Annotated in this window: 15 protein-coding genes; 1 reads left to right on the top strand and 14 read right to left on the bottom strand. The window is 40.4% G+C overall.

What is annotated here, in order from left to right:
• Window positions 1-88: 88 nt before the first annotated feature.
• The 9 genes from AC25Y6_RS18465 to AC25Y6_RS18425 form a co-directional block, all read right to left on the bottom strand.
• On the bottom strand, window positions 89-862 hold the full coding sequence (locus AC25Y6_RS18465) for an enoyl-CoA hydratase-related protein (RefSeq protein WP_482106148.1): 774 nt from the start codon (window positions 860-862) through the stop codon (window positions 89-91).
• 12 nt (window positions 863-874) lie between these two features.
• Window positions 875-1,654, bottom strand: a complete 780-nt coding sequence (locus AC25Y6_RS18460) for an enoyl-CoA hydratase/isomerase family protein (protein WP_488144040.1) — start codon at window positions 1,652-1,654, stop codon at window positions 875-877.
• Entirely contained in the window at window positions 1,654-1,956 is a 303-nt protein-coding gene (locus tag AC25Y6_RS18455) for an EthD family reductase (RefSeq protein ID WP_482100958.1), read from the bottom strand. The genes AC25Y6_RS18460 and AC25Y6_RS18455 overlap by 1 nt, the downstream gene beginning before the upstream one ends.
• Window positions 1,957-1,973: 17 nt before the next feature.
• The gene (paaD, locus tag AC25Y6_RS18450; protein WP_482100959.1) at window positions 1,974-2,474 is read right to left on the bottom strand and encodes a 1,2-phenylacetyl-CoA epoxidase subunit PaaD; all 501 of its coding nucleotides are present in this window, start codon (window positions 2,472-2,474) and stop codon (window positions 1,974-1,976) included.
• Between the two features lie 25 nt (window positions 2,475-2,499).
• A complete protein-coding gene (gene paaC, locus AC25Y6_RS18445; protein WP_488144039.1) occupies window positions 2,500-3,312 on the bottom strand; it encodes a 1,2-phenylacetyl-CoA epoxidase subunit PaaC in 813 nt (270 codons plus the stop codon).
• Window positions 3,309-3,656 (bottom strand): 1,2-phenylacetyl-CoA epoxidase subunit PaaB, encoded by a 348-nt coding sequence (gene paaB / locus AC25Y6_RS18440; RefSeq protein ID WP_482100961.1) that lies wholly within the window; start codon window positions 3,654-3,656, stop codon window positions 3,309-3,311. Before paaB ends, paaC begins: the two co-directional genes overlap by 4 nt.
• Window positions 3,657-3,675: 19 nt before the next feature.
• Window positions 3,676-4,581: a 1,2-phenylacetyl-CoA epoxidase subunit PaaA gene (paaA, locus tag AC25Y6_RS18435; RefSeq protein WP_482101016.1), complete on the bottom strand. Its 906-nt coding sequence runs from the start codon at window positions 4,579-4,581 to the stop codon at window positions 3,676-3,678.
• A 272-nt stretch (window positions 4,582-4,853) separates the two neighbouring features.
• Window positions 4,854-5,093: a ferredoxin gene (locus AC25Y6_RS18430; RefSeq protein WP_482100962.1), complete on the bottom strand. Its 240-nt coding sequence runs from the start codon at window positions 5,091-5,093 to the stop codon at window positions 4,854-4,856.
• A gap of 43 nt (window positions 5,094-5,136) precedes the next feature.
• On the bottom strand, window positions 5,137-6,162 hold the full coding sequence (locus AC25Y6_RS18425) for an NAD(P)/FAD-dependent oxidoreductase (RefSeq protein ID WP_488144038.1): 1,026 nt from the start codon (window positions 6,160-6,162) through the stop codon (window positions 5,137-5,139).
• A gap of 392 nt (window positions 6,163-6,554) precedes the next feature.
• Between AC25Y6_RS18425 and AC25Y6_RS18420 the strand changes: the two genes are divergently transcribed.
• Window positions 6,555-7,004, top strand: coding sequence for a PaaI family thioesterase (locus tag AC25Y6_RS18420; protein ID WP_488144037.1), 450 nt, complete (start codon window positions 6,555-6,557; stop codon window positions 7,002-7,004).
• 151 nt (window positions 7,005-7,155) lie between these two features.
• Here the strand turns inward: AC25Y6_RS18420 and AC25Y6_RS18415 are convergent, their stop codons facing one another.
• The 5 genes from AC25Y6_RS18415 to AC25Y6_RS18395 are packed head-to-tail and all read right to left on the bottom strand — an operon-like array spanning window position 7,156 to window position 11,798.
• On the bottom strand, window positions 7,156-8,334 hold the full coding sequence (locus AC25Y6_RS18415; protein WP_482100965.1) for an ABC transporter substrate-binding protein: 1,179 nt from the start codon (window positions 8,332-8,334) through the stop codon (window positions 7,156-7,158).
• 15 nt (window positions 8,335-8,349) lie between these two features.
• On the bottom strand, window positions 8,350-9,090 hold the full coding sequence (locus tag AC25Y6_RS18410; protein WP_482106141.1) for an ABC transporter ATP-binding protein: 741 nt from the start codon (window positions 9,088-9,090) through the stop codon (window positions 8,350-8,352).
• Entirely contained in the window at window positions 9,087-9,872 is a 786-nt protein-coding gene (locus AC25Y6_RS18405) for an ABC transporter ATP-binding protein (RefSeq protein ID WP_482106140.1), read from the bottom strand. Before AC25Y6_RS18405 ends, AC25Y6_RS18410 begins: the two co-directional genes overlap by 4 nt.
• A 16-nt stretch (window positions 9,873-9,888) precedes the next feature.
• Window positions 9,889-10,920: a branched-chain amino acid ABC transporter permease gene (locus AC25Y6_RS18400; RefSeq protein ID WP_482106139.1), complete on the bottom strand. Its 1,032-nt coding sequence runs from the start codon at window positions 10,918-10,920 to the stop codon at window positions 9,889-9,891.
• A complete protein-coding gene (locus tag AC25Y6_RS18395; RefSeq protein WP_482100969.1) occupies window positions 10,920-11,798 on the bottom strand; it encodes a branched-chain amino acid ABC transporter permease in 879 nt (292 codons plus the stop codon). Before AC25Y6_RS18395 ends, AC25Y6_RS18400 begins: the two co-directional genes overlap by 1 nt.
• Window positions 11,799-11,825 lie beyond the last annotated feature (27 nt).

The raw sequence follows: 11,825 nt of genomic DNA, 5'->3' as shown, positions 1-11,825 counted from the left end.
ACCGTTAATGAAAAGTTTGTAAAAGTCACGTTTCATTGATTCTTGCTCTATTTTTCCTTCTTGAATTGTCGTCATTGGTTTATTCCTCCTATTGTCCTGTATAAACAGGTTTGCGTTTTTCCATAAATGCAGTAACACCTTCACGATGATCAGTTGTTAAACCAGCTATACGCTGCCCTTGTGCTTCTTGTTCAAGATAATCTTCAAAAGATAATTCCGTAACTGCTTTCAAGGATCGTTTTATCAAGCCTATTGCTTTTGTTGGCAGAGCGGCAAGATGCGCTGCAAATGTGGTTATATCTTCTTCCCATGTTTCAGATGAAATAAGTCGATTCGCAAGACCCATTTCTACCGCCTTATCGGCTGGTACTTTTTCTCCTAAAACGGCTAGTTCCAACGCTTTGGAATGTCCTACAAGTTGTGTCAAATAATAGAGATTACCAGAATCAGGAATAAGACCGACATGTACAAAAGCGTTCAAAAAACTTGCACGTTCCGAAATAAGTCTGAAGTCACACGCAAGTGCGAGGCTAAATCCGGCTCCAGCTGCAACTCCATTTACAGCTGCAATAATCGGTTTTTCACATTGTCTAATTTGATTAACCATCGGACCATAATGGTCTCTTAGCACTTGACCGTGGTCCATGTTTTCATCGACTTCTGATAAATCCTGTCCGGAACAAAATGCCCGTCCTTCACCCGTTATGACAATACAACGAACTGCGTCATCATTGGAAGCGGCTTTGACTGCATTTTTCACTTCTCGGTTCATCTGTGCGATAAATGCATTCAGTTTGTCTGGCCTATTTAAATAGAGCCATGCAATTCCATTTTCAACTTCATAACGAATTGTCTCAAACATTGAGCTACCTCCTTACTTACCCTGAAAATCTGGTTTTCTTTTTTCAACAAATGCGTTCATACCTTCTTTTTGATCCTGTGAAGCGAATAGTAGATAGAAATTTTTCCGTTCATATTGCATTCCTTCATTTAAAGGAGAGTCCACTGCTTTATTTACCGAATCTTTAATGAGGCGTACCGATAGTGGCGGCTGTTTAGCAAGCCGTTTTGCAAATTTCAACGTTTCTTCCATTAATAGTTCAGGGGCAACGATTTTGTTGATGACTCCGTGTTTCAGAGCCGTTTCCGTAGAAATCCGCTCCCCTGTCCATAGCCATTCCAGTGCTTTCGTACGACCAGCAAGTTTCGTCAACCTCTGTGTACCTCCTGCACCTGGCATGACGCCAAGGCCAACCTCTGGAAATGAAAATTCTGTGCCGCTTGCTGAGATTAATAGATCACAGCAAAGGGCAAGTTCAAACCCTCCGCCCATTACGAAGCCTTTTACTGCACCGATGATTGGCTTTTTAATGAGAGCTAAGCGGTCCCAATCGGCAAATTGATTCAAAAGCTCAAGGCTGATTGGATTATCATTAGCCATCTCATCAATGTCAGCTCCAGCTGAAAATGCGCGTCCTTTTCCAGTCAACACAATGACTCTTACAGTATCGTCACGATCAAATTCTTCCATCGCAATGACTACTTCACTAATCAGTTTCCGATTCAATGAATTTAACTGACGGGGCCGATTCAGACAAATGACCGCAATGTCGTTTCCCTCTATTGAAGTTTCAATGAATTCGAAACTGGTCATTATGCATCCTCGCCAATCATTAATGTGACAAGATTACCTGCAAACCCCATTAAGTCCTTACCAGATGCTTTCCCTTCAGGTGAACGTAAGCCTTGCTGTAATGCTTCTAAATTGTCATAGTACATCTCGCATGTTAGGTAGTATTTTCCTTCGCCACCCATTGGAGATCCAGTTACTTTAGTTACCTTCATTTCACGCAGTCCAGGAATTTTCGCTGTAATTGGTGCATGAACATTGAAGTAATGATCATCAAATTCCTCTTTATTTTCAGGGTGTTTGTATAACGCAATTAGTTTAGCCATTTATTATTCTCCTCACTTTACATTAGTGTCGAAACAGGTTTCATTGCCTCAAATACGTTTTTACAGCTCTTACAATACAAAATACTTCTGCACGCAGTCGGCCCAAAAATATTTTCCATTGTCACATATGTAGATCCACAATATGCGCAATCAACATGCCATGAACCATCTTCTTCAAAATGGCGGGGTGGTGGAGCTATTCCGAACGCTCGCAGATTCACATGCCCTTCTTCTGTAATACGGTCTGACGTCCAAGGTGGATGAAAGACGATTTCTACTTCGACTTCTTCCACTTCAGGAAGTTGTTTTATAGCATTTGCCGTGTTTTTTTTAATAATGTCGAGAGCCGGGCATCCTAAAAACGTCGGAAGTAGAACTACTTTTACGTTATTTCCTTCAGTCGTGACTTCTTCAACCATACCAAGGTCAATAATGCTAACTGAGTCAATTTCAGGATCTTTCACTGTCATGAGCACTTCTAATACACGCTCCGTTGTTAATTCTAAAGTTGTAGTCATTAAGATCGCCTCTTTCCTTTTTCAGTTACCAGGTAGCCGCCGGATCTAACTTGTAAACTTCTGAAAGTGTAAGCAGTGCTTCATCCAAATCTTCTGTATGCTCGCCATTCCGTCCATTATTCGTTGGTTTTTCAGGAATCGTCGGTAGATCCATTTGTAGAGCAACAAACACTGGTTTGATGCTTGCTATCCAGTTTTCTTTCAACTTTTCCTTATTGTCTATCAGTTTATATTTTTCAATTGCTTGTTCTTGATTTCCAAAAGAGAATACATCTCCAAAGTCATTCATAACGAGAGCAATTGCATCATTCATTTTCTTTTTTGCAACATCGGTAGAACTCAATAATTGCTTAAACCAAGTTTCCCAATGTAACCTGTGATAATAAAGTTCCATTTTCACTTTTACTGCAGCTTCAGCAAGTGGTCTATACGAGCTTTGGCATAAAGAATCGACTTTCATTTTTTTGGCTTGTGTGTAAAAATAACTTCTTACAACTTGATATGCCCAATCATACTGGGGCGTTTCCATATAATAGCCATCACCGTTCACTCGCTCAGTCAAAATGCTGTTTCTTCTTTCATGTGCCGGTCGCAAATGAGCCAGATCATCCGCTTCTCCCACTCCTAAATCTTCTAGAAGCTTGTAGAACATTGCTGCATGCCCCATACTGTCTTGGCTAATTGAAGAAGAAGCGACGTCTTCCTCAATGTGAGGAGCGAGCCCGAGCCATTCAGATCCACGATAAGAGTACAAGAAATCATCATCCGCTAATTGGAATAACAAACTCGTTATCGCTTCTTTGTTTTCCACGGTCAATACGTTTTCGATAGTGCTCATTTCTGATCTCCTCCCCATGACAAGATTTCTTTTTCATCCAACATTCCCTGTTCGTAGTGACGCCACTTTTTCTTTAAGTAGCCGTATCCTTTTGTTGTACGATAATCTTTATTGTCAAGTCTGCCGAGCGTCATTTTCTCTTCAGCGTTCAACCTTCTAACGTGGTTCCGATTCACAACCCAAATGTCGGCAACCGGTTCGCGGCGCATGAAATTTTCTTGCGCCAACATGATAGCCATTTCTTCGTTTGGAGCCAGCAAGCTGAATTGGTGCTGGAATGACGAACTCGGCGTCCGTTTACTAAATACTTCATATTCTTGATAAAATGTATTCTCTTGTGCCATTTTTCCCCAACTCCTATCTTTATTTGATTGTCGCGCTTAGTGCATCACGAACCCATGCACTATGTTCATAAGATGACCGGCGCAAGTTCAGGCGTGCTTGTGAACGGGGCCCTTTATTTTTAATAATTCTCTTAAACTCTTCCCAATCTGGTTGTTGGTACGACCATAACTCATTTTCTTTATCGTAGTGGAAAGTCGGATCTGGAATTGTTAAGCCAAGCGATAAAATACGCGGAATGTATTTATCAAAAAAGAGTTGCCTGAAATCCTCATTTGTTTTCGTACGGATTTTATATTTGATGGTTAAGTCTTGTTTCGATGAACCCGTTGTTTCTTTACTTGCCGGTCCGAAGAACATCAGTAATGCCTCCCACCAGCGATTAAGAGCGTCTTGAATCATTGCCTTTTGATCTTCCGTGCCTTCTGCTAACGCCATGATGATTGACTCCCCATGCTGTGCATGAAATACTTCTTCAGCACAAATGCGTTGCAACGCCCTTGCGTAGGGTCCGTATGAAGCACCAAGCATATCGGTCTGTGTAATAATAGCTGCTCCATCAACAAGCCAGCCTACGAGGCCTGCATCTGCCCATGTTCTCGTTTCCATGTGGAATACGTTATGAAATTTCAAGTCCTCATTGAATAAGTCCTGCATTATATCTCCACGGTTTTTGCCATATGGTACTAGTAAGTCTTCCGTAACTCGAAGTAGCAACTGGCCATGGCCCATTTCGTCCTGTACTTTTGCCATAATGCCAAGCTTTCTATTAAGAGAAGGGGCTTTCGGTACCCATTCTTTCTCAGGAAGCGCTCCCATTATTTCGCTAATACCGTGCATCGAAATCAGTTTAATCAATGTCTGTCTGTATTCTTCAGGCATCCAATCATCTGCTTCGATCTTATCCCCTGCCTCAATACGTTGCATAAAATGTGCTACCTTTTCCTCATCAGCCGTAATCTGTAAAGTCGTCAATTTAAATCCCCCTTTATTTGAGCTATATAATCTCACCGCTTCGTATAACAAGATTTTAACGATGACTGTGTATATCGTTATATATAAGGTCAGTATAGTGCATAGATATTCAAAAAGCAAATGTATTCTGATAAATTTAAATTTTATTTTTGACTGTCAAATTTTGAATTTTAAGTAGTCCGTAAACATGCGAATAGACTAGTTATGAAATTGAATTAACTCTCTTATGCTTCCTCTAGTACAATTGGGTGTTGCGATACTTTAATTGAATCAGTAGGGCAGCCTTCCAATGCATCTTCTAGATCATCGTATAGATCTTCATCAACTTCAGAACACCCTTCGTTATCATCTAGATGTACAAACGCAAGTCCTTCATCGTTATAATCAAAAATGTCTGGCGCACTCGCCCCACACGCTCCGCAGGCAATACAAGTTTCCTGATCAACAATCGTATATTTAGCCATTCCATTCGTCCCCTCCTTATACTGTTCGCAACACGCCTATCATTTATTGACCGACTTTAACTTTCTTGTTTTCTGTTTGTTCCATAAGCGTTGTACTGTGAGTTGCTTGCACTTTCGCTGTTGGATCGATGTAAACCTTAGCATTGCTGACTGCTGTTGGAGCTTCGCCAAATCCACTTGCAATCAACTTTACTTTCCCTTCATACGTGCAAATATCACCGGCTGCATAAATGCCCTCTATATTCGTTTCCATTTTTGAGTTGACGACAATACTATTTTTCACGATTTCAAGGCCCCATTCGCTAATTGGACCGAGTGATGAAACGAACCCGTAGTTTACGATAACGTCGTCAACATCAATTACTTCTTCTTGATTGCCCTTCACTTTTTCAAGGACAACCTGTTCTATATTATTTGCACCAATAAATTCTATAGGTACGAACGGAGTCTTGACTTCAACGGATGAGTTCATTAGATTTTCTACACTTGCCTCATGAGCACGGAATTTATCGCGTCTGTGTACAAGCGTCACTTTTTTTGCAATTGGCTCTAGCATCAATGACCAGTCAACAGCTGAGTCGCCACCTCCAAAGATTTGTACATTCTTACCTGCAAACTGTTGTAAATCCTTTATGAAGTAATGCAAGTTCTTCCCTTCGAACTTTTCTGCTGAATCCAAATTAAGTTTTTTGGGCTGAAACGCGCCATTACCCGCCGTAATAATTATGGTCTTTGAAAAATGAATTGCGCGATTCGTTGTCAGTTTAAAAGTTCCGTCAACTTGTTTCTCTACTTGCTGAACGTCCTGTTCAAGTGTGATCGTCGGCTCGAATTGAGACATTTGATTTACTAAATTATCAATGAGTTCCTGACCACTAATTTTCGGAAATCCTGCAATATCATAAATATACTTTTCGGGATATAAAGCAGAGAGCTGACCACCAAGTTGTGGCAGGCTTTCAATTACGTTCACAGACATTTTTCTCATACCGGCGTAAAATGCGGTAAATAATCCTACAGGGCCTCCGCCAATAATTGTCACATCAAAAACTTTTTGTTCGTTACTCATAACTAAACTCCTCTTTTCCGATAATCTGATTTCACTTGCCAACGTGTTGACAAACATTCCAACGATATGTACCACTTCAATAGTATAACTGTATTTGAACGTTACGATTATTTCTTGTTATACAAAGTACTTTAATACATAATTAATTCAGTGTCAACAATAATTTCTGAAAACTCTTAGTTTTACATGCTTTTCACGTAACTTTCAGAATTTTATTCACTTTCCGAATTATATATGGTACTATTTTGACTAGTTGTATATCTATTTTTTTATATACCGTTTAGTTTTTGTTTTATAATAATTGAGTATTTCCGTAGGAATTCCCATCTTTTAAGTACTTAATTATGCAGTAATCTCCAAAAAACATATTGAATAATGAGAGGTGTGGCAAAATGACAACACGCATTGACGATTTCGCTGTCCATGAACAACACTATGATGAAATTCGCACTATTATGGAGCAGGAGCCATACGCACAGTTTATCGGCATGAAGCTGAAAGATTTTGGTCCCGGTACGGCTACAGCGGAACTAGTTCCTAACGAGAATATGTTAAACGCGCACAATACGGTTCACGGTGCAGTATTGTTTTCATTAGCTGATTACGTTTTTGCTGTTGCAAGTAACTCATATGGAAAAACTGCAGTCGGAGTTACAACGACAATGAATTTTATGTCAGCTGCTCTTCCCGGCGAAACAATTACTGCTGTCGCCCGCGAAGATAAACGAAACCACCGCCTTGCCTGGTACACTATTGATATCAGTAATGGAAAAGAACTTGTTGCAACGATGCAAGCAATGGTATATCGAAAAAAAGAGTATTTCATTCAAATAAAAGAGTAAGTGAAAAAGAGGCTAGTTTTTCAAAGAAGGCTAATTAAATATGACAAAGACAAAACACCCCCCGCATCGGTTTTAATCGATGCGGGGGGTGTTTTCTATTAAGAGGATATGTCATAGATATAGGTGTATTTTGATTCTAAGATCCTAATTATTAGTTAAGTAGCGTCCACTTACCATCCTTAACAACAGCCATAACTAAGCTATCTGCTGTTAAACCGTTATGATCTTTAGCAGTTAGGTTGTAAATGCCAGTTGTACCAATCCATTTCGTAACGTCATTTTCCAAATAATCACGAATCGATTCGCGATCCGTAGCTCCATTTTTCAACGCCTCGATGACAAGCATTAAGTTATCATAGCCGTAAGAACCGAAGTTTGTTGGCTCACTGCTAAACTTATCTAAGTAATCTTTATAAAAAGTAGAAATCACGTCAAATTGGATATCATCCTCCGCAATCTGATCCGGGAAGAGTAACTTACCTGTTGGAATAACAACCCCTTCAGCCGCGTCTTCAGCTAGTGTGATAAAGTTTTGGTTGGCGATCCCATGACTTCCTATAATCGGTAAATCAATACCTAAGTCACGTGTGTTTTTAGCGACAACTGCCGGACCTGGGTTTGTTCCCCATACGACAATTGCTTCTGCTTTCGCGCTGTTTATTTTTGTGAGTTGTGCACTCATATCTGGATCTTGAGTGTTGTAACTTTCTTTTGCAACAATATCAACGTCATATTCCTTTGCTAGTGCTTCCATCTGTTCGAGTCCACTTGAACCAAATGCATTTGAGTCAATAATAGTTCCAACCTTACTGATTCCCTGCTCTTTTAAATACATATAAACGCGCTCAACCGCATGTCTGTCAGATTGTGGCGTTTTGAACACCCACTTTGCTTCTTCGACTGGCTCAACGATATGTGTACTTGCTGCAGCTGAAATCATCGGTACTTGTTGCTGCATCGCAATCCCTTTAATCGCCAGACTTTCACCGCTTCCAGATGAACCAAGAAGCACAAGAACCTTTTCATCATTGACCAAACGATTCGCTTCCTGAGTTGCCTTCTCTTGGCTAGATTCATCGTCAGCTAAAATAATTTTCAACGGTACTCCATTGATACCGCCTTCACTATTAATCTTGTCTTCAATTAATTTAGTTGCATTCCATTCTGGCTCGCCAAGTGGACTATTCGGTCCAGTTTTCGAGTAAATAGCTCCAATTTTATACTCACTGACTTCGCCAGAGCTTTCTTCATTGTCTGACCCCTCGCTACATGCTGCAAGGATCAATACAGTCATTATAGTCAATAGCGATGTTAAAAATAACTTTCTCATTTTTTATCCCCCATTTTAGTGTACTGTTTGACCTAGGTATGCTTCTTTTACTTCAGGGTCATTTAACAATTCTTTAGAGCTCCCGCTATTTACAATCCCTCCGTGTGAAATTACATAACCACGGTCGGCAATTTTTAAAGAGGCCGTAACATTCTGTTCTATTAATAATATGGTCGTGCCGAATTCAGCACGTAAATCCCGAACGAGTTCAAGCACATCTTTCGCAATAAGCGGGGCTAATCCTAGCGTAGGCTCATCAAGAAGTAGTAATTCAGGCTCCGACATAACACCTCGTGCAATTGCAAGCATCTGCTGCTGCCCGCCGGACATCGTTCCACCTAATTGGTCTTTCCTCTCCTCTAATATAGGGAATAATCCAAAAACTCTTTCGATATTTTTTTCAATATTTTTCATTTTGGTCTTCTTACGATGATGATAGGCACCTAGATATAGATTGTCCAAGACAGTCATCGTTGAAAATACTTGCCGATGTTCTGGTACGTGCACAAGATGTCTCCCAACGACTTTTTCTGCTTCCATTCCAGTTATGTCATTCCCCTGGTATACTATTTTTCCATTAGTCGGCTTTAAAATCCCTGAAATCGTTTGCAATAAGGTTGTTTTACCGGCACCGTTCGCACCAAGCAATGCAACGATTTCTCCTTTATCAACGGATAAAGAGACGCCCTTTAAGGCTTGGATAGGCCCATAACTAACAGATATATCGATTACGTCCATTAATTTATTTTTGCTCATATGGCCTCCTCCACCTTTTCGATTTCATCTATATCAGCTCCTAAGTAGGCAGTGATAACTGCTTCATTCTCTTGAATTTCCTTTGGGGTTCCCTCGGCTATTTTTGTCCCTTGATCCAAGACAATAATCTTCTCACAAATGCTCATAACAAGATCCATGTCATGCTCGACAACTAAAACTGTCACGCCTGTATCGCGCACTCTTATAATTAATTCGCTCATTTCTTGAGTCTCTTTATGATTCAATCCAGCCGCAATTTCATCCAGTAATAGTAATTTCGGGTTTGTCGCAAACGCTCTTGCGAATTCAAGCAGACGTAACTTTCCGAGTGATAAACTAGCCGCCTTCTGATCATAGAGATCCTCAAGACCAAAAAACTCCAAATAACTCATTGCTTTGTCGTATACTTGCTTCTCTTCTCTCTTTGAACCGAGAAGTAGTGACACCATTCCAAGAATATCCGTCTTCGTTTGCACATGCTGACCAACCATTACATTCTCGATGACTGTCATACTTTTAAATACCTGTATGTTTTGAAAAGTACGTGAAATACCTAATGGCGCAACTTGAAATGCTGGAAGTTTTTCGATTCTTTTCCCCAAAAATGTAATACTTCCAGTAGTGGGTGGAAAAATCGAAGAAATCATATTAAACATTGTACTTTTCCCCGCGCCGTTTGGACCGATCAATCCAACAATTTGTCCTTCTTCAACCGTAAATGAAACTTCATTATTGGCGACGACTCCACCAAACTTTTTCGTAATAGCGTCAACCTTCAACAATCAAATCGCCTCACTTTCATGAAACTTCCCTTTTAGCCCCTAGTTTAATCCTTTGTTTTTTACTCGATTGTTTCGACAAATTTGATTCAATCCAATCAGCAATAGTTGGGAACAAGCCGCGTGGTACAAAAATGACAACAAGCATTAATATCAAGCCGTAAATGACATGTTCAAAGTCACTGGTAATGAAAGGAAACTGTTCACCAAGCATATGAACGATAATACCTACAACTCGGATTAGAATTGTTCCGATTAACGCCCCCCATACACTGCCACTTCCTCCTAGTACAACCATTGCTAAAAAAAGAATTGATGCATCGAATGTAAACGCTGCTGGTGAAATACTGTAACTCATATGTGCAAACAGCCAGCCCGCAAGTCCGGCAAACATAGCGCTTAAAATGAAGATTTGCATTTTATATTTCCCAGTATTCACACCCATCGAACTTGAGGCAATTTCACTGTCATGAATTGATCGTAGCGCTCTCCCAACTCTCGAATGAACAATATTTAAAGAAAGAATTAAGACGATGATGACGAAAAACCAAACGAGGTAATAATAGGGAATTCCTTGATTAATCGTGTAACCAAATAATTTTAGTTGCGGTATTCCATAAAACCCTGAAGCACCCTTTGTTACGTCACGCCATTCTACCAGTAGCGTATGGACGATTATTCCAAGTGCAAGCGTCGCCATTGCAAGATAGTAGCCGCTTAATCGTGACATAGTATGACCCATGACATAGGCCAGCAATCCAGGAATAAGAAGTGCGAATGGCAGACTTACCCATGGACTCCACCCCATTGTCGCCGTCAATACTGACGTCGTATATGCGCCAACACCGTAAAACGCAGCTTGTCCAAGTGAAATTTGACCTGCATATCCCATCAATAACCCGAGTCCAATTGCGATAATAGCGTAAATGCCAGCGAATGTTGCATGAGTTAAATAGAATGACTGTGTGACCACAAATGGGAATCCAATAATCACCAAAGCAAAGAGTAACACACCCATCCATTTTGTTTGTTGAACCCCTTGTAACTTCATCACAATCCTCCTTTTCCAACGCTTTTTTCACCTAAAATACCACTAGGGCGAATTAGTAAGATTAACAGAATCGCCGAAAAAGTAATCGCATCTTTCATTCCTGAGCTGATGTAACCAGCACCTAGGGATTCCAATAAGCCAATCAACAATCCACCAATAACAGCTCCTGGGGCACTTCCAAGCCCGCCCAAAATTGCTGCCGAGAAACCTTTTATGCCGAGCATTGTACCCATATCATAGGCTGGGAACATAATTGGGGCGATAGCAAGACCCGCCAATGCGCCGAGCGCTGCACTTAAAGCGAATGAAAGCGCTGACATTTTTTTAGGGCTGATTCCCATCAATCGTGCTGCCAATGGATTTACTGATGACGCTCGGAACGCTTTACCTACCATTGTTTTATCAAGTAACAGATATAATAGTACAACTACTAAAAGCATTATTACGATAACCCAAATTGCTTGTGGTGTAATTGTAGCTCCTGCAATGTTGACCGGATTATTTTCTGTAAACGGAGCAACTCGCAATTGATCCTTCCCCCAAATGATACTAGCGATTCCACGAAAAAATATGGCCGTTCCAATCGTTAATATAATCAGACTAATGGCATTTGCTCCTTTAGCCCTCCTAATTAGAACAAACTCCATTCCCCAGCCTATCATCGAAACAAAGATGATAGTCACAATAAAACCTAGCCAGTAGGGCATACCGGCAGACGATAAAGAAAACATCGTCAAACCACCCAACATTACAAATTCTCCTTGAGCTAGATTAATAACCTTTGTCACACTATAAATAGTAACGAAACCGAGAGCGACAATGGCATAAATACTGCCAATTGTCATCCCAGTTAACGTAAACTGTAAAAGGTCCCCCATCACACACACACCCCTTTTTAGTTTTGC

This window comes from Sporosarcina sp. Y1004 (assembly GCF_057669665.1).
The sequence above is the reverse complement of the archived record's forward strand: the minus strand, read 5'-3'. Positions and strand labels throughout refer to the sequence as shown.

Coding starts and splice junctions, on each gene's coding strand:
- AC25Y6_RS18400 (WP_482106139.1), bottom strand. CDS start 10,920: ATGAAGTTACAAGGGGTTCAACAAACAAAATGGATGGGTGTGTTACTC.
- AC25Y6_RS18395 (WP_482100969.1), bottom strand. CDS start 11,798: ATGGGGGACCTTTTACAGTTTACGTTAACTGGGATGACAATTGGCAGT.
- AC25Y6_RS18455 (WP_482100958.1), bottom strand. CDS start 1,956: ATGGCTAAACTAATTGCGTTATACAAACACCCTGAAAATAAAGAGGAA.
- paaB (WP_482100961.1), bottom strand. CDS start 3,656: ATGGCACAAGAGAATACATTTTATCAAGAATATGAAGTATTTAGTAAA.
- paaA (WP_482101016.1), bottom strand. CDS start 4,581: ATGCAACGTATTGAGGCAGGGGATAAGATCGAAGCAGATGATTGGATG.
- AC25Y6_RS18420 (WP_488144037.1), top strand. CDS start 6,555: ATGACAACACGCATTGACGATTTCGCTGTCCATGAACAACACTATGAT.
- AC25Y6_RS18415 (WP_482100965.1), bottom strand. CDS start 8,334: ATGAGAAAGTTATTTTTAACATCGCTATTGACTATAATGACTGTATTG.
- paaC (WP_488144039.1), bottom strand. CDS start 3,312: ATGAGCACTATCGAAAACGTATTGACCGTGGAAAACAAAGAAGCGATA.
- AC25Y6_RS18425 (WP_488144038.1), bottom strand. CDS start 6,162: ATGAGTAACGAACAAAAAGTTTTTGATGTGACAATTATTGGCGGAGGC.
- AC25Y6_RS18465 (WP_482106148.1), bottom strand. CDS start 862: ATGTTTGAGACAATTCGTTATGAAGTTGAAAATGGAATTGCATGGCTC.
- AC25Y6_RS18430 (WP_482100962.1), bottom strand. CDS start 5,093: ATGGCTAAATATACGATTGTTGATCAGGAAACTTGTATTGCCTGCGGA.
- AC25Y6_RS18410 (WP_482106141.1), bottom strand. CDS start 9,090: ATGAGCAAAAATAAATTAATGGACGTAATCGATATATCTGTTAGTTAT.
- paaD (WP_482100959.1), bottom strand. CDS start 2,474: ATGACTACAACTTTAGAATTAACAACGGAGCGTGTATTAGAAGTGCTC.
- AC25Y6_RS18460 (WP_488144040.1), bottom strand. CDS start 1,654: ATGACCAGTTTCGAATTCATTGAAACTTCAATAGAGGGAAACGACATT.